The sequence below is a fragment of the Pseudomonas sp. genome (assembly GCF_026224925.1).
GTDB lineage: Bacteria > Pseudomonadota > Gammaproteobacteria > Pseudomonadales > Pseudomonadaceae > Aquipseudomonas.
The window spans coordinates 1-24,221 of record NZ_JAMFRV010000330.1 but is presented as its reverse complement, the minus strand read 5'-3'; the positions used below and the strand labels follow the sequence as shown (position 1 = coordinate 24,221).

Annotated in this window: 16 protein-coding genes; 4 read left to right on the top strand and 12 right to left on the bottom strand. The window is 58.2% G+C overall.

Annotation, left to right across the window (positions count from 1 at the left end; translation table 11 throughout):
• Positions 1 to 349: 349 nt before the first annotated feature.
• Both M0974_RS14485 and M0974_RS14480 read left to right on the top strand, forming a co-directional pair.
• Entirely contained in the window at positions 350 to 541 is a 192-nt protein-coding gene (locus M0974_RS14485; RefSeq protein ID WP_297837835.1) for a hypothetical protein, read from the top strand.
• Positions 538 to 765 (top strand): hypothetical protein, encoded by a 228-nt coding sequence (locus M0974_RS14480; protein WP_297837833.1) that lies wholly within the window; start codon positions 538 to 540, stop codon positions 763 to 765. The genes M0974_RS14485 and M0974_RS14480 overlap by 4 nt, the downstream gene beginning before the upstream one ends.
• A gap of 13 nt (positions 766 to 778) precedes the next feature.
• On the opposite strand, the gene M0974_RS14475 is transcribed toward M0974_RS14480, so the two are convergent.
• The 11 genes from M0974_RS14475 to M0974_RS14425 form a co-directional block, all read right to left on the bottom strand.
• Positions 779 to 1,414 carry a glutathione S-transferase gene (locus M0974_RS14475; RefSeq protein WP_297837830.1) on the bottom strand — a complete coding sequence of 212 codons (636 nt, stop codon included), beginning with the start codon at positions 1,412 to 1,414 and terminating at the stop codon, positions 779 to 781.
• On the bottom strand, positions 1,415 to 1,924 hold the full coding sequence (locus M0974_RS14470; RefSeq protein WP_297837828.1) for a peptidylprolyl isomerase: 510 nt from the start codon (positions 1,922 to 1,924) through the stop codon (positions 1,415 to 1,417).
• Positions 1,925 to 2,056: 132 nt separating this feature from the next.
• The gene (locus M0974_RS14465) at positions 2,057 to 5,701 is read right to left on the bottom strand and encodes an AAA family ATPase (RefSeq protein ID WP_297837824.1); all 3,645 of its coding nucleotides are present in this window, start codon (positions 5,699 to 5,701) and stop codon (positions 2,057 to 2,059) included.
• Positions 5,698 to 6,942 carry an exonuclease SbcCD subunit D C-terminal domain-containing protein gene (locus M0974_RS14460; protein WP_297837821.1) on the bottom strand — a complete coding sequence of 415 codons (1,245 nt, stop codon included), beginning with the start codon at positions 6,940 to 6,942 and terminating at the stop codon, positions 5,698 to 5,700. The genes M0974_RS14465 and M0974_RS14460 overlap by 4 nt, the downstream gene beginning before the upstream one ends.
• Positions 6,943 to 7,117: 175 nt before the next feature.
• The gene (locus tag M0974_RS14455; protein ID WP_297837818.1) at positions 7,118 to 8,779 is read right to left on the bottom strand and encodes a BatD family protein; all 1,662 of its coding nucleotides are present in this window, start codon (positions 8,777 to 8,779) and stop codon (positions 7,118 to 7,120) included.
• The gene (locus tag M0974_RS14450) at positions 8,776 to 10,515 is read right to left on the bottom strand and encodes a VWA domain-containing protein (protein WP_297837815.1); all 1,740 of its coding nucleotides are present in this window, start codon (positions 10,513 to 10,515) and stop codon (positions 8,776 to 8,778) included. Before M0974_RS14450 ends, M0974_RS14455 begins: the two co-directional genes overlap by 4 nt.
• Entirely contained in the window at positions 10,512 to 11,582 is a 1,071-nt protein-coding gene (locus M0974_RS14445; RefSeq protein WP_297837812.1) for a VWA domain-containing protein, read from the bottom strand. Before M0974_RS14445 ends, M0974_RS14450 begins: the two co-directional genes overlap by 4 nt.
• Positions 11,575 to 12,069, bottom strand: coding sequence for a DUF4381 domain-containing protein (locus tag M0974_RS14440; RefSeq protein ID WP_297837809.1), 495 nt, complete (start codon positions 12,067 to 12,069; stop codon positions 11,575 to 11,577). The genes M0974_RS14445 and M0974_RS14440 overlap by 8 nt, the downstream gene beginning before the upstream one ends.
• Positions 12,066 to 13,010 (bottom strand): DUF58 domain-containing protein, encoded by a 945-nt coding sequence (locus tag M0974_RS14435; protein ID WP_297837842.1) that lies wholly within the window; start codon positions 13,008 to 13,010, stop codon positions 12,066 to 12,068. The genes M0974_RS14440 and M0974_RS14435 overlap by 4 nt, the downstream gene beginning before the upstream one ends.
• Before the next feature lie 4 nt (positions 13,011 to 13,014).
• Entirely contained in the window at positions 13,015 to 13,974 is a 960-nt protein-coding gene (locus tag M0974_RS14430) for a MoxR family ATPase (RefSeq protein ID WP_297837805.1), read from the bottom strand.
• Positions 13,975 to 14,130: 156 nt separating this feature from the next.
• Positions 14,131 to 14,490 (bottom strand): hypothetical protein, encoded by a 360-nt coding sequence (locus M0974_RS14425; RefSeq protein WP_297837803.1) that lies wholly within the window; start codon positions 14,488 to 14,490, stop codon positions 14,131 to 14,133.
• A gap of 518 nt (positions 14,491 to 15,008) precedes the next feature.
• On the opposite strand from M0974_RS14425, the gene M0974_RS14420 reads away from it, so the two are divergent.
• Complete coding sequence (locus tag M0974_RS14420; RefSeq protein ID WP_297837800.1) at positions 15,009 to 19,871, top strand: NAD-glutamate dehydrogenase; 4,863 nt, start codon at positions 15,009 to 15,011, stop codon at positions 19,869 to 19,871.
• Positions 19,872 to 20,108: 237 nt separating this feature from the next.
• Positions 20,109 to 21,335 (top strand): MFS transporter, encoded by a 1,227-nt coding sequence (locus M0974_RS14415; protein ID WP_297837797.1) that lies wholly within the window; start codon positions 20,109 to 20,111, stop codon positions 21,333 to 21,335.
• Positions 21,336 to 21,482: 147 nt separating this feature from the next.
• On the opposite strand, the gene acnB is transcribed toward M0974_RS14415, so the two are convergent.
• Positions 21,483 to 24,083 (bottom strand): bifunctional aconitate hydratase 2/2-methylisocitrate dehydratase, encoded by a 2,601-nt coding sequence (gene acnB / locus M0974_RS14410; protein WP_297837839.1) that lies wholly within the window; start codon positions 24,081 to 24,083, stop codon positions 21,483 to 21,485.
• Between the last annotated feature and the right edge of the window lie 138 nt (positions 24,084 to 24,221).

The following is a 24,221-nucleotide window of genomic DNA, read 5'->3' as shown; positions in this document are numbered from 1 at the left end:
CTACACCACCAAATATCTGCAACAAAGCGCCAACTTCTACGCGGCACTGGATCACAAGATTCAACAATGAAATCGCGCGCTACCAAATGAATCCATTCCCCGTTAACGATAATACCGATAACGGGGAATGGATTCGTCTGCTTTTTTTTATGTTTTTCCTCCGATTTGAACATCCTTCGCGAATGGATTCGGTCCTGTAGATGTTGGTCTTGTGGGTATTTTCTATTGCGTTAATTACCGTTTTCAATGATTAACGCAACTGATGTTCACTATGGATTTATGTCACTTTTCGATAAGGTTTGTTTAGTTGATTCTGTCGGCCTGAAACGTGCCCACGGAGTTACACCAGATGACCACTGCAATCCTTCACTCAATCAAACAGGGCGCTTACGTCGCCATTGCTCTTTACGTTGTTTTCATCGCAGTGGTCACCGTTACCAGCATGAACGCAGCTTCCATTCACGCGATCAACGCGGCCCTCAATACGCCTGTCGTTGATACCCAGCGCTCTGCGGCTGATGTGCAGGGGCGTGCATCGTGAAAGGCACACAATTATGGGTGATTGCTTTTTTTGCAGTCATCACTAATGGGTTTTCATTGATCGGTTTAGGCCAAGCGTCCTCAGGCGGTCTGGCAAGAAGCATCGAAGCCAAGCATGAAATAACCCATGCCATTGAAATGGCCGCCTCGCAAAAGTTGATGGCTGGAAATCCACCCAGCAAGTACCGGTTGTTTGAGTTGGGGCCGTTTACAGTTACATGTTGAGTAACTGCAGCGCCTAAAGAGGTTTGGCCATTACGCATATAAATAATTCGGATGCGAGAAACCGCTCCAGCCACTGACGTAATCTTGGATAAGGACTCTGCCAAAACCATTGCGGATCAACAGTGCAAAACTGCCGCACGAACGGCGCCAAGGCGATATCGGCCAATGTTATATGTTCGGCCACTAAGAAGTCGTGCTGCAACAAGCGTGTTTCAAGTGCGAGCAAAAACACCGCGCCGAGATCACGGTAGTGTTCCTGCGAATGTTCGGGGTGGCGAGTTGCGTATTTGTAACGGTCCAGATGCTTCTTGAAGACTTTGTCGTTTTCGTCGATCAGTTCGGCGATCTGATGCTGAGCCGAATCATCCAACGCCAATAGCCAATCATCCGGGTCGTTATAGGTCAACGCCCAGCGCATGATCTCCAGGCTTTCATCGATCACGCCTGTGTCGCAAATCAGCACCGGCACCGTGCCTTTGGGTGAACAGGCGAGCATGTGTGCAGGTTTGTCTTTCAGGCTGACTTCAACTGTCTCCACCGCACGCCCCGAGTACAGCACTGCCATGCGAGCGCGCATGGCGTAGGGGCAGCGGCGGAAAGAGTAGAGCGTCGGCGTTGCCGTGTTCAGCGCAACCACCGACGGAGTCACTTAGGCTGCTTCAGTCAGTTGACCGCAGTCAGCGATGACCACTTTTTTGCTGGTTTTACCGGATTGCGATCCCAGTGCTTCGATGGCTTTAACCACGTCCAGGCCTTCGGTCACTTTACCGAACACTACGTGTTTGCCATCCAGCCAGCTGGTGACGATGGTCGTGATGAAGAACTGGCTGCCGTTGGTGTTCGGGCCAGCGTTGGCCATGGACAGGTCGCCGGGTGCGGTGTGCTTCAGGGTGAAGTTCTCATCCTTGAATTTTTCGCCGTAGATCGACTTGCCGCCGGTGCCGTTGTGGTTAGTGAAGTCGCCACCTTGCAGCATGAAGTCAGTGATCACGCGGTGGAACGAAGAGCCTTTGTAGCTCAGGCCTTCTTTCTCGCCGGTGCACAGGGCGCGGAAGTTTTCGGCGGTTTTTGGAACCACGTCTTCGAACAGTTCCATCACGATGCGGCCCATAGGCTCGTCGTTAGCGGTGATGTCGAAAAAAACTACTGGATTGGTCATGGGTTCTACCTTTTTCGTTGAGCGTGGCGCGACAGGGCGCGCCGTGGGTGTGTAGGGTCGCACAGAAATTCCGTTTACCGGTTTTGTACGACACAAAAAATCTAGTCTGGGTTCGGCAATGCAGCGGTCTGATTACTTGCTGACCTCGATCGTACTGAGGCCGTTACCTTGGCGCCTTACCTGAATCTGCACCGGAATCCGCTCGTGCATCTCTTGCACGTGGGAAATCACCCCGACTTTGCGACCTTGTGCTTGCAAACCGTCCAAGGCGTCCATGGCCAGTTGCAGCGATTCCGGATCGAGGCTGCCGAAGCCTTCGTCAATAAACAGTGATTCAATTTTCAATGTGCTCGACGCCATGGATGCCAAACCAAGGGCCAGCGCCAGCGACACCAGGAACGTTTCGCCACCGGACAACGAATGCACCGAGCGCAGTTCGTCGCCCATTTCAGTGTCCATCACCAGTAAGCCAAGCATGCTGCCGCCGCGTTTCAGGCGATAACGGCGTACCAGTTGGCGCAACTGCGCATTGGCGTGGTGCACCAGCAGGTCGAGATTATACGCCTGTGCGATCTTGCGGAACTTGTCACCTTCCGCTGAGCCGATCAACGCGGCCAGCCTCGCCCAGCGCTGATACTGCGCGTAAGCCTCGGCGATCTGCTGGGCCAGCGCCTGATTGGCGTCCTGGCGCCGTTGGTCGTCAGCCTGCTGCGCACGCAACTCGGCACACAACTGTTCACTGGCGGCCGATTGCGTGTGCAGTTCCGCCAGTGCGCTGTTCAATTGCTCCGCATCCAATGTTTCGCTGTGCTGCGCTTGATGGGCATGCAGACGCTGTTCGCGTTCGTGCAATAGAACCTTGGCTTGTTCTACGGCTTTCTCGCTGTGTTGCAGCTGTTGCCGTAATTGATTGACCTGTTGGTCGTCCACGCTGAGCAACTGTGCCAGGCCGCTGTCGTCCAGCTCCGGATGACGGCTGCGCCAGTCGGCGATTTTATGGCTCAGTTCGCGGTGTTCCAGCTCGATGCCGCTCAGGCGTTCTTGCTCAGCCTTGAGTTCGGCGCTGAGCTGGGTCAGCAGGTTGCGTGCGTCCTGCAACGCTTGGCCCGCTGTGTTTTCGGCGTGCCGCGTGTGCTCGACGGCGTGTTCCAGATGTTGCTGCCAGTGCTCGGCGCTGCGGTGTGTGCCGAGCAATTCACTGAGCTGTTGTTGGCTGACCTGTTGTTGTTCGGCGAGGGCCACGCAGCGTTGTTGCAACTGTTCCTGGGCCTGGACCCGAGTGGTTTGCTGAGACTGTTCCAGTTCGATCTTTTGCTGGCGCTCGCGTTGTTCCAGCTGTTCGTCTCGTTGCTGCTCCAACTGGTCCAGACGCTGGGTGACTTGCTGCTCCAGTTGCATGACCGTGGTTGCCGCGTGGGTGCGCAAGCCATCGAGGGTTTCGCCGGGCAGTAGCGGGGCAAAAGCGCCGAGTTCTTCTTCCAGTCGTGCCTGGTCGGCGGCCAACTGACGATGCTGGTCGGCCAATTGCTGCGTCGCCAACTGACTCGCATCGGTGGCGACCTGCAGTTGCTGTTGCAGGCGAGCGGCCTCTTTTTGCAGGGTGAGCAGGGCGTTCTGACGCTGCTCGTCCTGGGCAATGTTTTGCGCCAACTGGGTCAGGTGCTGAGTGAGCCATGTGTCACGTTTGGCCGAATCCTGTTCCAGTAATCGGGCGCAGAGCGGATGTGCTTCAAGGCTCGGCGCCAATGCCTGCTGCTGTGTCGTCAGTTGCTCTTGCTGCTGCAGGAATTCTTTCTGCTGTGCGATCAAGCCCGCAACGGTGGCGCGTAGATCAACCAGCTTTTCTTTCAGCGTGTCGACGGCCTTCAGTGCCGTGGACTCTTCGTTTTCGTCATGCTGGGTCAAGCTTTGCAACAGCGCTTCGGGCTGGTGATACGGGTGTTCGTTGCTGCCGCACACTGGGCACGGTTGATCGTTTTGCAGTTGTGCGCGCAACTCTTCGACACTGGCGCTGCGGGCAATACGCTGACGCTCCAGCAACTGCCGAGTCACGGTCAGGATTTGCTCGGCAACGGTCAGTTCATTTTTTGCCTGCAGGCCTTCGCGATTGAGCTGTTCGCGCTGTTGCTGGGCGTCCTGCAGTTTCTGCGTCAGCTCCAGCGTGCGCTGGTCGAGCTGCTGCTGACTGGCCCAAAGCCGCGAGAGGTCTTCAAAGGCGCGTTGTTGTTTACGGTTGTCTTGCAACAGGCTACCGAGAATCTGAACCTGCTCGCCAACCGCATGGGCTTCCGCACCGGCTTCGCGATACAGCAACTCAAGGGCGCCGCGCTGTTCGGTGAGTTGCTGACTGGCGCTGGCGGCACGCTGCTCAAGCTGGGGCAGTTCGGCTTGGCCCTGATTCCAGCGGTTACCCGTTAGCAGCAGCTGTTTCAATCGGTCGCGGTACGCATTCCATGCTTCGCTGAGCGGCGCTAACCCGGCGCTTTGTTCAAGCTGCAAGGAAATTCGCTCCAAGCGTTCAGCCACCAGCCGTTGTTGCTCAAGCAGTCCTTGTAAGGTGTTTTTGCCCTGAGCGCTTTGCTGCTCGGCCTGAAGCTTGAGATCGGTAGCTTGGCTCAGTTCGTGAATCAGCCGGGCAACCGTGCTTTGAATATCGAAAGACTGCTGTAGCCGTGGTTTGGCGTCGGTCAGTTGCTGCTGCGCGTTAAGCGCGTCGGACTGAGTATCAAGGCGGGTTTTTTCAAGCTGTTGCAGCTGAGCGTCCAGCGCGGTCTGTTGCACCACGTGCTGTTGAATCTTCGCCGCCAAGGGGCTGAGTTGAGTAGTGAGCTCTGTCTGGCGGGCAAACTGATGACGTTGCGGCGCGAGGTTTTCCAGTCGCGACAAGTTCAGCCGTTCGACGCTCTGACCTTCCCAGCGCAATTGGTCTTGCTGCAACTGCTCAGCGGCGCTCTGCTGCTCGCTTTGCAGTTGAACCAGCAACGTGAGCCATTGTTGCTGGAGCTCCAGCTGCTTGAAGTGTGCCTGCTGGGTTTTCAGTTGCTGCTGGGCGTCATCGAAGCGTTTGTCGAGGTCTGCGCGTGCCTCCGGTTCCAGCGGCGTAACCCCAATGGCCAGGGCTTTGAGGTCATCGTGGACTTTTTCTGCTTCTTTGCTTTTGCTGTAGGCGCGTCGGCCCAGCTGGCTGTAGATCGCAGTATCCGTGAGCTTTTCCAGCAGTTCGCTGCGCTCTTTGTCATCGGCCTTGAGGAACGCGCTGAACTCACTTTGCGCCAACATTACGGCACGTGTGAACTGCTCGAAGTTCAGGCCCAGGCGCGCTTCGAGCAGGGTTTTGTATTCGGTTTTGTTCTGGCTGCTGAGCACCTGTTCGCTGTCCAGATCGATCAAGGTCTGGCGGCTGGCCTGGAGCTTTTTACTGGCATTGTCCCGGGCACGGTTGGTTTCCCAGCGAGCGCGGTAACGGCGGTTGTCGATGCCGACGAAATCCACTTCGGCAAAACCGCTGCCCGTGCCACGCCGCAACAAGGTGCGCGGGTCGTTGGTGCTGATGTCGCCGTCGATTTCCGGCACTTTTGATTGGCCGACATTGCTCAGTCGCGGAATGGCGCCGAACAATGCCAAACACAGGGCGTCGAGCAGCGTACTTTTACCGGCACCGGTCGGCCCGGTGATGGCGAATAAACCGGCGCTGGCCAAAGGTTCGGCGGTGAAGTCCAGCTCAAACGGGCCGGCCAGCGAGGCGAGGTTTTTCAGGCGGATGGCGAGAATTTTCATGGCTGCTCGCTCTCCAATTGGACGTCTTGCAACAGCGTGGCGAAGTCCTTGAGGGTTTGCTCGTCGACCTCGCTGCCGTAGTTGTCCAGCCAGGCACGGCTGAACAAGTCTTGTGGGCTGAGTTGATCGAGATTGATCAGACCTGCGCTGCCTTCATCGCCTTCGACACTGCCTTTGCCAGCGTACTCTGCGCCGATTCGCACCAAGCGCACGGCCTTGCCTTGCAGCGCGGTTTCGATCTGATGACGCAGGTCGGGTTGCGGTTCATCCAGGCGTACCCGCACTTCTAGCCACGGTTGACGTTCTATGTCCGCCAGCAAGTCGATATTGGGCAAGGACTCCAGTTGCAGCAGCAACTCGGCTAACGGTGCCGGGCCAATGCGTTGCAGATTGACCGCGCGCGGAATCAGCGTCGGTTCGACACTGAGCAGTTGCTCGCCTTCGCAGTTGATTTCGAGAATTTGATGTTGGTAGCCGATTTCCGAAAATGACAGCGGGATCGGTGAGCCGCTGTAGCGAATGCGATCCTCACCGTTGACCTTCTGCGGCTTGTGCAAATGGCCCAGTGCGACGTAGGTGATGCTCGGGCCAAACAGGCTGGCCGGCAGCGCTTCGGCGTTACCGATGATCAAGCTGCGTTCGGAGTCTTCGGACACCGAGCCGCCGGCCATGTGCGCGTGGCTGATGGCGATCAGGGCTTGTCCCGGCGAGCGCTTGAGGTTGGCGGCGTCGATCAGCAGTTCATGCACGCGGCCAATCCCGCGCAGATAATCGTCACCCAATGTGGCGCCGGTGACTTCGGCCGGACGCAAGAAGGGCAGGGCCAGGCACCAAGCGCCGATTGCCCCGGTTTTGTCGGGGAGCGGCAGCAACAGGCGTTCGGCGTCCAGTTGTCCGTCGTCGAGCCATAACACACGGCCCAGTGCGTGGGTGCGTAACCGCCGCATCAGTGGTGCGGGCAGTTCGATGCGCGAACCGGAGTCGTGGTTGCCCGCGATCATTACGATGGTGAGCAACGGTTGCTGTTCGTGGGCGCTGACGATGAATTCGTAGAGGCGCTCCTGGGCTTTGACCGGCGGGTTGACGGTGTCGAAGATATCTCCTGCGATCAACAGCACGTCAGGTTCGCGCTCGGCGATACGGCCAAGCAACCAACTCAGAAAACAGCCGTGCTCGAAGTCACGCTCTTGACCGTGGAGGTTTTGCCCGAGGTGCCAATCGGAGGTGTGAAACAGACGCATTTTAGGTCCTTGTGTAGCGTTGAAGAGTGATGCACATAAATCTGTGCATCACCTGGGTTCCTTGTAGGACCGAATTCATTCGGGAAGCGGACGACGCGGTATGTCCGATACACCGCGTTGTTTATTTCCCGAATGAATTCGGTCCCACAGTGATCAGTGCCAGGCCCATTAGCCGTTATTTCGGATACAGCGGTGGCAGGCTGGTGTCGGTCGCGGGGTCTAGGGCGCGCTCGCTGGCAGGCAATGTGCGCACCGCGCTCCACAGGTCTTCGCCTTGCCAGTCGTGGGCGGTTTCGCTGTACAGCGCGCCGTTAAGACCGTCGAGGGCGTCGGACAATGGCACGAAACGCGCCGCCATGTCGGCCAGGGTTTCCGGTTGCTGGCGTGCCCACGCGTCCAGCGCCTGGCGGGTTGCCTGTGGATCGTTGCCCAGGCTGGCGCGTTTCAGTTCATCCAGCACGGTGCGTGGGCTTGGACCGGCCTGCACCACCCGCGCCTCGGCGGGCTGCCAGCGCGCGCGCCACCACAGGCCGAAGCCGAGCAATGTCGAGCACGCCAGCAGGAAGGTGCTCAGCTGCCACGGCCAGAGCAACGGTCCGCCGAGGCCCAGGCCATTATTGGTGTTCACTGGCGTATCGACCGACAGGCCCGGATTGCTCGCGACCTGTAGGGTGCGGGCGGGCAGGCTGCTGTGTTCCAGGTGGTCTTCGTGGGTGTTCCACCACACCACGTCCAGTGCGGGTAAATCGATGGCACCGGTGCGGGTCGGCACCAGCGCTTCGCGTTCTACGCGAGTGCCGATCAAGCCGCGGTCGCTGGCCTGATTGGACAATTGCGGTTGGTCGGGATAACGCCGCAAACCACCGACGTTGGTGGCCGGCAGCGGTGGCAACTGGGCGCTGGACAGGCCTTCGGCCTTGATGGTCAGGCTGCGCGTCAGGGAGTCGCCGACCAGGCTGTGATCGGGCTCAGGGTTCCATTCTTCACTCAAACTCACGCTGCGGGCCGGTAACCAAGGGCTATCTGCTGGATAATCAGCCGGTTTGGCCTTTACCGACAAGGTGATTTCGGTGGAGCTGACGTGTATCAATTTGCCCGGTTTAGGGACCGCCGGCTGCGCGTTTTGGCCGGGGCTTTGAACCTGGCTCGGCACATCCTGCACCAAGGTTGCGCTGAACACTTGCGCAGGAATCAGCAGCTCGCCACTGTTCTGAGGGTAAATCGCGTAGCGCATTTCGATCACGCCATGACGGATGCCGTTGATCAACTTTTCATAGGTGCGGGTTTCGCCGAGTTTTTCAATTCGAGCGTCCGGAATCACCAGCGGCGTCAGGTTGCTGTCGTCGAACAACGAGACTGAGTGATAGATGCGCAGCGTGAGCACAGTCTGTGCCTGAACGTACACAGTGCCCTGATCCAGGCTGGCCTCGATAAAAACCGGCGCCAAGGTGCTGCTCGGGTCCTGGCTTTCACCCTGAATCACTTGCAGCGTAATCGGTAAGCTGGTGAGTTCGCCCAACTGCAACGGCGGAATGATCACGGTGCCATTCTGTTTCGGCAGGAGGGTGATGATCCAGCGGGTAGTGGCCTGAGAACCGCTGTCGAGTGTCGTCAGGTGGTTGACCTGACGCGTGCCTTGGACAGTGAAGCTAGCCTCCAGCGAGCTAAGGTCTGGTTTGCCGAACAAGGTCGGATCGTCGGATTCCAGAGTCAGTTCCACGGTCTCGCCAGCGTTCAGCCGCGCCCGGTCGACGCTGGACACCAGCGATGCCGCATGAGCCTGCAGGGTCATGCAGCCGAGCATGAGGCTGATCAATACAGTGTGCACGCGACTCATCGAACCGGTTCCTGATGTTGTTGCTGTTCATACCAGAATTTACGTCGCAACAGCTCGCCGGGATCGTCCGGGATCTGCCGTAACCATTGCTCTAACGCTTGCCGCCGTTCGCCGTCGATAGTGTTGTCGGTTGGTCTTATCGGCGGCCGCGTGGTGTCTTCATTACCCAATTGCGAGCCTGGAACATCGTTGCCGCTGGACGTCGCCGTGGGGTTACTGAAGCCATTATCACGGGTGATGCTGTCATCGCCGGACGGCTGCGGGGGTTGTTGTGGGTTCTGTGGCGCGCTGCTCGCGCCGGGCTGAGCGGTTTGCTCAATGTTTTCGGTTTTAGGCTCGGCCGGTTTGTCCGGTTCGGCGTTGCGCTGTTGTTTTCGCTGCTCCAATATCTGTTCGACCAGTGCCTTGTTGGTGAGTGCTGGTTGCAAATCCGGTTGGCGCTCCAGCGCCTGCTCATAGGCGTCCAGCGCTGCTTCCAGATCGCCGGACTTGGCCAGGGCATTGCCGCGATTATAGTGGTCGGCGGCCGTGTTGCCTTCGGCAAAACGTAGCGCGGCGCTGGCGTAGTCACCCGCTTCATAGAGCGCCACACCTTGCCACTGGCTGTCTTCGAAACGCCTGGCAGCCTCGGCCGGTCGACTTTCATCGAGCAATTGCTGGCCCTGTTGATCGGGCCGCAGCCACAGATCGTTGAACTCGAATGCATAGCTCGGCTGCGGCACCATCAACAGCAGCGGCAGCAGGCAGAACAACCAGCCCTTACGTCCGGCGCAGGCGGCGAGCAGCAATAACGGCAAAATGAGCCATGGCCCCTGATCATTCCAGCTGTCCAAGTGCAGGTTTTGACCGTTTTTGCGCAAACGTTGCGGACTGTCGAGCAACCCTAAACCGCGCAAGTCCGAATCGTCCAGACGCGCCTTACGATAGAGTCCGTCAAGTTGGCCGGCAAACTCTTTGAGGCTGGGGCCGTCGAGACGCGGTAGCAAAATCGCGCCTTGGTCATCCTTGAGGAAACCGCCCTTGTCCTGAGCCACCGGCACACCTTCGGCGGTCCCGATACCGAGCAGCAGCAGCGGCGGGGCGTCCCGGCTCAATGCCTGGCGAATGCCTTCGCGCTCTTGCTCACTCAATGACGAGCCGATCCACAACAGCCGGCCTTGGCCTTGAGCGCCTTGCTTGAGCAGGGCCAGGGCTTTTTTCACGGCCAAATCGGCGCGGTGTCCGGCCTCGGGCATGATCGATGGCTTGAGCGCATCCAGCAGATTACGACTGGTGCCCAAATCGTCGGACAACGGCACCAGCGTGTGCGCGCTGCCGGCATATACGACGATGGCGGTCTGTGAGTCGCTGCGGCTTTGCAGCAAATCGAGCAGTTTGCGCCGCGCTTGTTCGAGACGGGTGGGCGGGGTGTCCGTCGCGAGCATTTCGGGGGTCAGTTCGAGCATCACCACCAGTGGGTCAGCCGGCTTTTGGCTGGTGAGTTCGACTCGCTGCCAGCTAGGTCCGAGCAAGGCCAGCACCGCCAGAGTCCAGGCGAGTCCAAGGACGACCCACTGCATCTTGCCGGAACGACCTTTACCGCCGCCGAGCAGCACCGCATGGAATGCCTCGGGCAGAATCATCTGCCAGCGTCCGGCGCGTTGCTGTCGGTTCCACAACTGCCATAGCAGCCAGACCAGCAACGGGAATGCCAGCAGCCAAACGGGACGAAGCCAATGGGGCCAAAGCGCGATCATCTGCGCCTCCGCAAACGCTTCAGGCGCTGGCGCCATTGCTCATTGGAAGGCAGGAAGGTTTTGCGTTTGAAAAACCGCTGCAACAAGGTGTCCGGCCAGCGCTCGCGCATTACCAATAACAGGCTCATCAATAGCGCTGCCGCCAGCGGCCACTGGTAAAGCGCCTGTGCCGGTCGCGCTTGAGTGGGTTGTTGCGCGACGGGTTCGAGTTTGTCGAGGGTTTGCTTGATCTGTTGCAACTGCTGACCGTCACGGGCGCGGAAGTACTTGCCGCCAGTGATGTCGGCGATTTCCTTAAGGCTCGGCTCGTCCAGGTCAAGGCTCGGGCTGAGGCCTAGCATCGCCAGCGAGCCGTCCTGGTTCGGGTCGGCGCCGATACCTATGGTGTAAATTTTCACGCCTTCGCCTGCGGCCAGTCGTGCGGCGGTAATCGGGTCGATCTGTCCCGCGTTATTGGCGCCGTCGGTGACCAGGATCAACACTCGGCTTTGCGCCGGACGCTGGCGCAGGCGCTTGATCGCCAAGCCTATGGCGTCGCCAATGGCGGTGTTTTTGCCCGCGATGCCGATACGTGCATCGTCCAGCCAAATGCGCACGGTGCGCCGGTCGAAGGTCAGCGGCGCTTGGACGTAAGCGCGGCTCCCAAATAAAATCAGGCCGACGCGGTCACCCGAGCGGCTGATCAGAAAATCCCCCAGCAAGTGCTTGACCAGTGACAGCCGGCTGACGTCTTCGTCGTTCCAGCGCATGTCGGGGTACTCCATGGAGCCGGAGAGATCCACGGCCACCAGCAAGTCGCGACCACTGGCGGCAATCGGCACGGGCTCGCCCAGCCATTGCGGGCGCGCTGCGGCGATCAGCAGCAGTAGCCACAGTAAAATGAACGGGCTCTGCTGTCGCCATGCCGGTAAATTGACCCGCGCTCGGCGCCCGGCCAGTTCTTCCAGCTCACTGAGGAAACTGACTTTGAGCGCCGCTTCGCCGCTGTCGGCAGCAGGCAGCAGGACGCGCATTAACCACGGTAATGGCAGCAAGATGAAAACCCACGGCCAGGCGAGTTCAAACATGTTTGCGGATCCAGGTATCCACCGACTGATTCAGGCCGGAGATTGCCTTGTCATCAAGTTTGCACTCCGGCTTATAAGCGCCTTCGACTAATATCATCCAGCGCGTCAGGCCAGCGGCAGGGCAGCGGTTATCCAGAAAGGCCAACCACTTGCGACCGTTCAGCGTGTGGCTTTGGCTGTAAGGATAATGGTTGCGACACAGGCGTTTGAGCAGGGCATTGATTTGCTGTAACCATGCGCCTGCTGGCGCGCCATCGTAAGGTTTGGGCAACTGCGCGAGTTCTTCCAGCGCGGCCAGGCGTAGCGGGTCCAAGGGTTGCTCGGACCGGACGATCAAGCGCTTGCCCGGCCAGTAGCGGCGTAACCACCAAACACCCCATGCGGCGAACGGCAGCAGAAAAAGCACCACCCACCACCCAGGCGCTGGGGGCCAGGTGTCGATCGCCGGTGGCGTAATCAGCGGCTGCAGTTGCTCCAGGCTGCTCATCGTTTTTTTCCGGGACGCTGGGCGCTGAGGTATTCGCGCAGTTGTTCGACCATTCCGCTTTTGGTACTCAGTGGAATCGACAACACCCGCAGTTTTTGCGCGAGCAATTCCCAGCGGGCCACCCGAGCCTCGCCTTGGGCGCGGTAGGCCTGACGTAAGTCGGGGTTCAAGGTGTCCAGCTCAAGCCGCGCACCGCGTTCGGCAAATCGCAACAAGCCCGCCGCAGGCAGGGCGTGATCCAGCGGGTCCGACAATGGCAGCAGCAGCAGGTCGCAATGCCGTGACAGCAGGCTTAATTGTTGCTCGGCAGCATCGGAAATAGTTCGCTCGTCGCAGATCACAAATACAAAGCTGCCGGGACGCAACACTTCCCGGGCACGGCGCAGGGCGATGCCGAATGCGTCACGGTCGGCGGCGATCTCGGTGTCCAGTGACTGGTTGACCCGCACCAGTCTATTGAGCAGCTGCAGCAGGCTCTGCTTACTGCGCCGGGGCTTGATCTCGTAGTGTTCGTTGTCGCCAAACACCAATCCGCCGACCCGGTCGTTGTGGGCCAAGGCTGCCCAGCCGATCAAGGCAGCGGCTTGCGCGGCGAGCACCGATTTGAACATCAGCCCCGAGCCAAAAAACAGCCGACGGCTTTGTTCGACCAAAATAAAAATCGGCCGCTCACGTTCTTCGTGGAACAGCTTGGTGTGCGGTTCCTGGGTGCGGGCGGTGACGCGCCAGTCGATGGTGCGCACGTCGTCGCCGGCCTGATAAACCCGCACTTGATCGAAGTCGACACCGCGGCCGCGCAGTTTTGAATGGTGCAAGCCGATCAACGGGCTGCGCTGGCTGGGTGTTGAAAACAGCTGCACTTCACGCACGCGATGACGCATCTCGATCAGTTCATCGAGACTGACGCGTATTCCGGGGTGGGCAATCGGCGGTGGTTGCATGGGGTCAGGCGACTGCCACGACATCAAGGATGCGTTGAATCACGCGGTCTTGGTCAATCCCGGCAGCTTCGGCTTCGAACGACAGAATGATGCGATGGCGCAACACGTCGAACAGCACGGCCTGTATATCTTCCGGGCTGACAAAGTCTCGCCCGGCCAGCCACGCATGGGCCCGGGCGCAGCGGTCCAGCGCAATAGAACCGCGCGGGCTGGCGCCGTAAGCGATCCAGTCGGCCATCTCAGGATCGAATTTGGCCGGGGTGCGCGTGGCCATGACCAGTTGCACCAGGTATTCCTCCACCGCGTCGGCCATGTACAGGCCGAGTATTTCTTTGCGCGCGGCAAATATCGCCTGTTGGCTGACCCGGCGCTCGGGCTTGGTTTCGCCGTTCAGGGCTTCGCCCCGGGCCTGTTGCAGGATGCGCCGTTCGACCGCGGCATCGGGGAAACCGATCTTGACGTGCATCAGAAAGCGGTCGAGCTGAGCTTCGGGCAGCGGGTACGTCCCTTCCTGCTCGATGGGGTTTTGGGTCGCCATCACTAAAAACAGCGGCGACAGTTCATACGTGCTGCGCCCGACGCTGACCTGGCGCTCGGCCATGGCTTCCAGCAGTGCCGATTGCACCTTGGCAGGCGCACGGTTGATTTCGTCAGCCAGCACCAGGTTGTGGAAGATCGGCCCCTGTTGGAAGACGAAGCTGCCCGTTTCCGGGCGATAGATCTCGGTACCGGTGATGTCGGCAGGCAATAGGTCGGGGGTGAACTGGATTCGATGGAACTGTGCTTCGACGCCTTCGGCCAGTTCTTTGATGGCTTTGGTCTTGGCCAACCCCGGAGCGCCTTCGACCAGCATATGGCCGTCGGCAAGCAGGGCAATCAACAGCCGTTCGATCAGTTTTTCCTGGCCGAGAATCTGCGTTGAAAGAAAGGTTCGCAGCGCAATCAGCGCTTCACGATGTTCCATCGTATGACGGTTCCTGGCAGATGATCAGCGGCGCCAAATGACACCGAAGCTGGGGGCGTTACTTTAATCCATCCGGACGGTGCCGACTAACGGCTATGGGCATTTTTCCGGGATTTCACGTTTTCTGTGGGAGGCCCGGTGTCTGGGTGCATTCAATTATTCAATTTCACTGACGTAGGTACCCACATCATCAAGAATCAGCTGCAGGGTTTCTGCCACTTCCCGCAGGTCGGACGCTGACATGCTGTGACGGATGTCGTATTCAGTATGGCCTTCGAGCTGTTTGGCATCTTCCGGGTCGATTTCGATCAGCAGGCGTTCGGCGCTTAACGTTGCCTTCAGGTTTTTAAGCTCGAGGGTTTTGTCATCGGCAACGGTGATTTCTATCTCGGATTCGTCCGGGAAACGGGTCAACGAGAACAGGTCGCCGGTTTCGCTATGGCAGCACAGCAGGGCCATGTCGTCATATTCGTCGTCGCATGGGTTGACGATGATGCTTGTGGTGTTGATCAGCATGGTTGGGCTCCGGGGATTTTCAAAATAGGGGCGAAATCGCTCAGGGTGTGATGATACCGCAGCGCAGGGCTCAGTTTTTATCGGGTGTGCGTGGGACCGTGGTCTGTTTTTCCACAGCTACGTCAGTCACACCTGGTGACGTTTGTTTAAAACCTTCGCTTCCTCCCTCCGGTGATGCCTGTCATTGCCTCTATAGTCCCGCCGCTACGTGCTGATGACCGAATATGTCGCCGCACCGCAAGCACAGTCAGGCCCGCTATCGTTAAGCTGCGCAGCAGATGTACACCGGTAAAACCACGGCCTGCCTGGGCAGTGTTTTTTAGAAACGGGCATCTTTTGCACCGCGTTCGGTCAAAGAAAACGAATATGACTACCCGTTCGTGACGAGCGTTTGTTCTATAGCTTCACTACCCTGTCATGCTGTGCTGCTTTTGTTTTAATTCCAGCACGCGTGATGGCGATCCCCTTAAGGGGCATGCGACGTTTCCATCAATAAAAGCCCAAGCGGAGTACCACAGATGGCGTTCTTCACCGCAGCCAGCAAGTCTGACTTTCAGCATCAACTGCAAGCAGCTCTGGCGCAGCACATCAGTGAACAGGCACTGCCACAAGTGGCGCTGTTCGCTGAGCAATTCTTCGGCATTATCTCTCTTGATGAACTGACCCAGCGCCGGCTTTCCGACCTGGCCGGTTGCACCTTGTCTGCCTGGCGACTGCTTGAACGTTTTGAAAGTATTCATCCGCAGGTGCGGGTCTACAACCCTGATTACGAGCGCCATGGCTGGCAGTCGACCCACACTGCCGTCGAAGTTCTGCACCACGACTTGCCGTTTCTGGTGGACTCGGTCCGTACCGAACTGAACCGTCGCGGTTACAGCATCCATACCCTGCAAACCACCGTGCTAAGCGCGCGTCGGGGCGCCAACGGTGAACTGCTGGAACTGCTGCCCAAGGGCACAACCGGTGAGGACATTCATCAAGAATCGCTGATGTACCTGGAAATCGATCGTTGCGCCAACGCTGCAGAAATGAACGTGCTGGCGCGCGAGCTGGAGCAGGTGTTGGGCGAAGTTCGGGTCGCCGTCGCCGATTTCGAACCAATGAAAACCAAGATCGGCGAATTGCTGGCTGGCATCGACACCATGGAGTTTACCGTCGATGAAGGCGAGAAATCCGAGGTCAAGGTATTCCTGCAATGGTTGGTAGATAACCACTTCACCTTTCTTGGCTATGAAGAATTTGAAGTCATTCGTGACGAAGCCGGTGGCTACCTGGTGTACGACGAATCGTCGTTCCTCGGTCTGACCAAGCTGCTGCGCGCCGGGCTTACAAAAGACGACCTGCACATCGAAGACTACGCAGTGAACTACCTGCAAGAGCCGATGCTGCTGTCGTTCGCCAAGGCCGCGCATCCAAGCCGTGTGCACCGTCCGGCGTACCCGGACTACGTGTCGATTCGGCAGATCGATGCTGCTGGCAATGTCACCAAAGAATACCGCTTCATGGGCCTGTACACCTCGTCGGTTTACGGCGAAAGCGTGCGTCAAATCCCCTATATTCGCCGCAAAGTTGCCGAAGTAGAGCGCCGCTCCGGTTTTGACGCCAAAGCGCACTTGGGTAAAGAACTGGCCCAGGTCGTGGAAGTGTTGCCGCGTGATGACCTGTTCCAGACCCCGGTGGATGAGCTGTTCAGCACCGTGATGTCCATCGTGCAGATCCAGGAGCGCAACAAGATTCGCGTGTTCCTGCGCAAAGACCCGTATGGCCGCTTCTGCTACTGCTTGGCCTACGTGCCCCGTGACGTCTACTCCACTGAAGTTCGGCAGAAAATCCAGCAAGTGCTGATGGATCGCCTGAAGGCCAGCGATTGTGAGTTCTGGACGTTCTTCTCCGAATCAGTATTGGCCCGTGTGCAGCTGATCCTGCGGGTGGACCCGAAAAGCCGCCTCGACATTGATCCGCAGCAACTGGAAAACGAAGTGATTCAGGCCTGCCGTTCATGGCAGGACGATTATTCGAACCTGGTGGTTGAAAGCTTCGGCGAAGCCCATGGCACCAGCGTGCTGGCGGACTTCCCGAAAGGCTTCCCGGCCGGTTACCGCGAGCGTTTCGCTGCGCATTCGGCCGTGGTCGATATGCAGCACTTGCTGAGCCTGACCGAAGCCAACCCGCTGGTCATGAGTTTCTATCAGCCGCTGGCACAGGCTGGCAAACAGCAACTGCATTGCAAGCTGTACCACGCGGATACTCCGCTGGCCTTGTCTGATGTGCTGCCGATTCTGGAAAACCTCGGGCTGCGCGTTCTAGGTGAGTTCCCTTATCGCTTGCGCCGCAACAATGGCCGCGAATTCTGGATTCACGATTTCGCCTTTACGGCTGGCGAAGGCATCAACCTCGACATCCAGCAGCTCAACGACACCCTGCAAGACGCGTTCGTGCACATTGTTAGCGGCGATGCCGAGAACGATGCGTTCAACCGTCTGGTGCTGACCGCTGGCTTGCCGTGGCGCGACGTGGCGTTGCTGCGCGCTTACGCGCGCTATATGAAGCAGATCCGCTTGGGCTTCGACTTGGGGTACATCGCCAGCGCCCTGAACAATCATACGGACATTGCTCGCGAGCTGACCCGGTTGTTCAAGACGCGTTTTTATCTGGCGCGCAAACTCACCGCTGACGACCTGGAAGACAAGCAGCAACGTCTGGAACAGGCGATTCTGGCAGCACTGGACGACGTTCAGGTGCTCAACGAAGACCGTATTCTGCGTCGCTTCCTGGACCTGATCAAAGCCACCCTGCGCACCAACTTCTACCAGCCGGACGCCAACGGTCAGAGCAAGAGCTACTTCAGCTTCAAGTTCAACCCGCGCCTGATTCCCGAACTGCCGAAGCCGGTGCCGAAATTTGAGATTTTCGTGTACTCACCGCGGGTTGAAGGCGTGCACTTGCGTTTCGGCAACGTTGCTCGCGGCGGCCTGCGCTGGTCGGACCGTGAAGAAGATTTCCGTACCGAAGTGTTGGGCCTGGTAAAAGCCCAGCAGGTGAAAAACGCGGTGATCGTGCCGGTGGGTGCGAAGGGCGGGTTTATTCCGCGTCGCCTGCCGCTGATCGGTGGCAGTCGTGATGAGACTCAGGCCGAGGCAATCGCCTGCTACAAAATCTTCATTTCCGGTCTGCTGGACATCACCGACAACCTCAAGGACGGAGGCCTGGTGCCGCCGCTTAATGTGGTGCGTCACGACGATGATGACCCGTATTTGGTGGTGGCTGCCGACAAAGGCACCGCGACCTTTTCCGACATCGCCAATGGCATCGCTATCGACTATGGCTTCTGGCTCGGTGACGCCTTCGCTTCCGGTGGTTCGGCAGGTTACGACCACAAGAAGATGGGGATCACCGCCAAAGGCGCATGGGTTGGCGTGCAGCGTCACTTCCGTGAGCGTGGCATCAACTCGCAGAAAGACATCATCAGCGTCATCGGTATCGGCGACATGGCCGGGGACGTGTTCGGCAACGGCCTGTTGATGTCGGAAACGCTGCAGTTAGTCGCCGCGTTCAACCACATGCACATCTTTATCGACCCTAATCCAGAACCGGCCAACAGCTTCGTCGAGCGCCAGCGGTTGTTCAATCTGCCGCGCTCATCCTGGACCGATTACGACACCAGCATCATGTCCCAAGGCGGCGGGATCTTTGCGCGCACCGCCAAAAGCATCCCGATCAGCCCTGAAATGAAAGCGCGTTTTGACATCCACGCCGACAAGCTGACCCCGACTGAACTGCTGAACGCTTTACTCAAAGCGCCGGTGGATCTGTTGTGGAACGGCGGCATCGGCACCTATGTTAAATCCAGCGAAGAAAGCCACGCCGACGTCGGCGACAAGGCCAACGACGCGTTGCGTGTGAACGGTAACGAGCTGCGCTGCAAGGTAGTGGGCGAGGGCGGTAACCTCGGCATGAGCCAATTGGGTCGGGTCGAGTTCGCTCTGATTGGTGGCGGCTCAAACACTGACTTCATCGACAACGCCGGTGGTGTGGATTGCTCTGACCATGAAGTGAACATCAAGATCCTGCTGAACGAAGTGGTGCAGGCGGGCGACATGACTGAAAAGCAGCGTAACCAACTGCTGGAAAGCATGACGGACGAAGTCGGTCATCTGGTAATCGGCAACAACTATAAGCAGACGCAGGCGCTGTCCCTTGCCGCACGTCGCGCTTATGAGCGGATCGCTGAATACAAACGGCTGATGAACGATCTGGAAGCACGGGGCAAGCTGGACCGCGCCATCGAGTTCCTGCCGGCTGAAGAGCAACTGGCCGAACGCATTGCGTCGGGCCATGGCTTGACCCGCCCAGAACTGTCGGTGCTGATCTCGTACAGCAAAATCGACCTCAAGGAAACGCTGCTCGAATCCCGTGTGCCGGACGACGAGTATCTGGTTCGCGACATGGAAACCGCGTTCCCGCCGTCGTTGGCCACGAAGTTTGGCGAGGCCATGCGTCGCCACCGCCTCAAACGCGAAATCGTCAGCACCCAGATCGCCAACGATCTGGTCAACCACATGGGCATTACGTTCGTGCAGCGGCTTAAAGAGTCGACCGGCATGAGCGCTGCCAACGTGGCCGGTGCGTACGTGATCGTGCGCGACATCTTCCACCTGCCGCACTGGTTCCGTCAGATTGAGGCGCTGGACTCCAAGGTGCCGGCTGAAATCCAGTTGGCGTTGATGGACGAGTTGATGCGTCTGGGTCGTCGCGCGACTCGTTGGTTCTTGCGCAGCCGTCGTAACGAATTGGACGCTGGTCGTGATGTGGCGCACTTCGGTCCGCACATCGCAGCCTTGGGTCTGAAGCTCGACGAGCTGCTGGAAGGCCCGACTCGCGACGTCTGGATGAGCCGTTATCAGGCGTACGTCGAAGCCGGTGTTCCGGAATTGTTGGCGCGCATGGTGGCGGGCACTAGCCACCTGTATACGCTGTTGCCGATCATCGAAGCGTCGGATGTCACTGGGCAGAACGCCGCTGATGTGGCCAAGGCTTACTTCGCAGTAGGTAGCTCGCTGGACGTGACCTGGTACCTGCAACAGATCAGTAACCTGCCGGTGGAAAACAATTGGCAGGCACTGGCCCGTGAAGCCTTCCGTGATGACATCGACTGGCAGCAACGCGCGATTACCGTGTCGGTCCTGCAGCAGCCAGATGCGCCGAAAGAGATCCAGGCGCGCCTGGACATGTGGCTGGAACAGCACTTGCCGATGGTTGATCGCTGGCGCGCCATGCTCGTGGAGTTGCGTGCAGCAAGCGGTACGGACTACGCGATGTACGCAGTGGCCAACCGCGAGTTGCTGGATTTGGCAATGAGTGGGCAAACCAGTGTGATTTGATGGTTTGAGTTGAAGCGGTAAATCAAAAGCCCTGCGTCGAGAGATGTGGGGCTTTTTTTATAGTTTTACACCGCATCTGTAGGAGCCAACTTGTTGGCGAGACTTACATTGCCTCGCCAACAAGTTGGCTCCTACAGGAGATTTTCGGATGCATCCTACATACAAAATGGAGTTATTAAGATAATCATATCGCGCGGAACGGGACCCTAATAGGGTCTAATAAAAAATGGAGAAATTATGGCTAATCCCTATCGCGAACTTCTGACGACCCCCGGCGTCATGGGATTAGTGATCGCGAGTTCCATTGCCCGTCTGCCACATGCAATGATCGGCATCGGCATAATTATCATGTTGGTGCAGCAGAGTGGGCTTTATTGGCTGGCTGGCGCGGTCGCAGGTACATTTACGTTAGTGAGTGCGCTTATCAGCCCGCACGTATCGAAACTCGTTGATCAGCGAGGGCAGCGTCGGGTTCTGCCTTTGGTTACTGCCTTTAGCATTGGCATGTTGCTGGCGCTGATAATCGCTGCTCATATGAGGGCTCCGGTCCTGCTGCTTTTTATTCTTGCAGCACTGGCGGGCACGATGCCAAGCATGCCCGCTATGATAAGAGCACGCTGGACACAGCTTTTCCGTGGCAAGCCGCAACTACACACGGCCTTCGCCTTGGACGCTGTTCTAACAGAACTAGCCTTTGTTCTTGGCCCACCGCTCGCCATCGGTCTGAGCACCAGCTTGTTCGCCGAAGCCGGACCTCTTGTAGGCGTCCTGCTGCTGGTAATCGGCGTGACGGCTTTTCTTCTGCAGCGGCAGACAGAACCGCAGGTGGTCAAGGGCCGTCGTGGGAGTGCAAGTTCGACCTTACTTATCCCCGGCCTTCGCACCATTATTCTGGCGCTACTAGCAATGGGGGTGATCGGCGGATCAATCGATGTGGCTGTTGTTGCCTTCGCCGACGCACAAGACTGGCCAACGTCGGCTAGCTTCATCTTGGCAGCCTATGCGTTCGGCTCATTGATCGCTGGCCTGACTTTCGGCGCGTTAAAAGTTTCCTCTCCCATTGAAAAGCAGTTCTTTATTGGGATTCTGGTAACGGCAGTAACAGCCGTATTGCCCATTTTCTCACCGGACGTCTACTTCCTGGCGGGAGTGCTCTTTGTTGCGGGCATGTCATTTGCGCCAACTATAGTCATCGTCATGAGTCTCGGTACGATCATTATTCCACCGTCCAGGATCACTGAAGGACTAACGTGGATGTCGACAGGCGTCAGCATCGGTGTAGCGCTCGGCGCAGTACTTTCGGGCTTAATCATCGACGCTTATGGCGCGCGGGCAGGGTTCGGTGTGGCTATTGTGGCTGGGCTGGTAATGGTGGTGGTCGTGCTTTTGGGGCTGCCTACACTTCGTGCAGCGTCAGAGACTTACTCCGCGTCGGCTGCAATTGCGTCATCTGGATCTCTGTAGACCGAACTCATTCGGAATGCGAGCGGCGTGGTGTGTCTGAATTTATGCATCGCTTCCTTCCCGAATGAATTCGGTCCCACAGGGTAGTTTTGATCCCATAAAAAAACCCCATCGCGTGGGATGGGGTTTTTTTAACGCTGTGTTTCTTTACGCTTGAATAACCGGGATGTTGGCATTGGCTGCCGACTCACGGAATTCAGCGATCTGGTCGAAACTCAGGTAGCGGTAAACGTCCGCTGCCATGGTGTCGATTTCCTTCGCGTAGGCCATGTACTCTTCAACGGTCGGCAGGCGACCGAGGATCGATGCAACGGACGCCAACTCAGCCGAGGCCAGGTACACGTTCGCGCCATCGCCAAGGCGGTTCGGGAAGTTACGGGTCGAAGTCGACACCACGGTGGAGTTCGGTTCAACCCGAGCCTGGTTACCCATGCACAGCGAGCAGCCCGGCATTTCCATGCGCGCGCCAGCTTTGCCGTAGATGCCGTAGTAGCCTTCTTCGGTCAACTGGTGAGCGTCCATTTTGGTCGGCGGCGACAGCCACAGACGAGTTGGAAGCTGACCTTTGACCTTGTCCAGCAACTTACCGGCAGCGCGGAAGTGACCAATGTTGGTCATGCACGAACCGATGAACACTTCGTCGATCTTCTCGCCAGCAACGCTGGAAAGCAGACGGGCGTCGTCCGGGTCGTTTGGCGCGCAGAGCACAGGCTCTTTGATTTCGTCGAGGTTGATTTCGATGGTTTCGGCGTATTCCGCGTCAGCATCGGCAACCATCAACTCAGGGTTGGCAACCCAGGCTTCCATCGCTTGAGCGCGACGTTCCAGAGTCCGTGCATCGCCGTAGCCTTCGCCGATCATCCAGCGCAGCAAGGTGATGTTGGAGTTCAGGTACTCAGTGATCGACTCTTTCGACAGCTTGATGGTGCAACCGGCTGCAGAGCGCTCGGCCGAGGCGTCGGACAGCTCGAAAGCTTGTTCGATGCTCAGGTTGTCGAGGCCTTCGATTTCCAGGATGCGACCGGAGAACGCGTTCTTCTTGCCTTTCTTCTCTACGGTCAACAGGCCAGCCTGGATTGCGTAGTAAGGAATGGCGTGAACCAAGTCGCGCAGGGTAACGCCCGGCTGCATTTTGCCTTTGAAGCGAACCAGAATCGATTCCGGCATGTCCAGCGGCATAACGCCAGTGGCAGCAGCGAACGCGACCAGACCGGAACCGGCAGGGAACGAAATGCCCATTGGGAAACGGGTGTGCGAGTCACCACCGGTGCCGACGGTGTCCGGCAGCAGCATGCGGTTCAGCCAGCTGTGGATGATGCCATCGCCCGGACGCAGGGAAACGCCGCCGCGGGTCATGATGAAGTCAGGCAGCGTGTGGTGAGTCTGCACGTCGATCGGCTTTGGATACGCCGCGGTGTGGCAGAAAGACTGCATCACCAGATCGGTAGAGAAACCCAGGCAAGCCAAGTCTTTCAGCTCGTCGCGGGTCATCGGGCCAGTGGTGTCCTGGGAACCGACGGTGGTCATCTTCGGTTCGCAGTACGTACCTGGACGGATGCCAGCCACGCCGCATGCCTTGCCGACCATTTTCTGCGCCAGGGTGAAACCCTTGGTGCTGGCAATCGGCGGCTCAGGCAGCTTGAACAGAGTCGAAGGTGGCAGACCCAGTTCGGCACGCGCTTTTTCGGTCAGACCACGGCCGATGATCAGCGGAATACGGCCGCCAGCACGGACTTCGTCCAACAGTACTGGAGTCTTCATTTCGAAGGTGGCCAGGACTACTTCGCTGTCGTGCTTGGTGACTTTACCGGCGTACGGGTAAAGGTCAATCACGTCGCCCATGTTCATGTGCGTCACATCGAATTCGATCGGCAGTGCGCCGGCGTCTTCCATGGTGTTGTAGAAGATTGGAGCGATTTTGTTACCGAAACAGAAGCCACCAGCGCGCTTGTTCGGCACGTTAGGAACGTCGTCGCCAAAGAACCACAACACCGAGTTGGTGGCTGATTTACGCGATGAACCGGTACCGACCACATCGCCGACGTAGGCAATAGGGAAGCCTTCGCCGCGCATGCGCTCGATTTGCTTCATCGGGCCGATGGCGCCTTGTTGATCCGGTTCGATGCCGTCACGGGCCATTTTCAACATGGCGAGTGCGTGCAGCGGGATGTCCGGGCGCGACCATGCATCTGGCGCTGGGGACAGGTCATCGGTGTTGGTTTCGCCGGTAACCTTGAACACGCGCAGGCTGATTTTATCGGCCAAGGTAGGACGGTTCTGGAACCATTCGCCGTCAGCCCACGATTGCAGGACTTCTTTAGCGTGAACGTTGCCGTTCTTGGCTTTTTCGGCCACGTCGTGGAATGCGTCGAACATCAACAGTGTGTGCTTGAGTGCTTTGGCAGACTCTGGCGCCAACACGGCGTCGTCCAGCAGGTCGACCAGCGTGACGATGTTGTAGCCACCTTGCATGGTGCCCAACAGTTTAACGGCGTGTTTTTTGTCGATCAGCGGGGAGGTGACTTCACCTTTCGCCACAGCGGACAGAAAGCCAGCCTTAACGTAAGCGGCTTCATCAACGCCTGGTGGAACGCGGTTGGTGATCAGGTCAAGAAGGAACGCTTCTTCGCCAGCCGGGGGGGTCTTCAGCAGCTCGATCAAGCCTGCAGTTTGTTCGGCGTTAAGCGGCTGGGGCACGATACCCTGGGCGGCACGCTCTTCGATGTGTTTACGGTAGGCTTCAAGCACAGTTATTACCCTCATCAGTGGTCCCAAATGGGTGTCCGGGACGCTCATCCAGAAATAATTCGAACGCTGCACGACGAGGCTTTTTGAGCCCCTTGGTCAGAGAAACGGTTATTCCTTACAGAAGCTGTTTTCAAAGTT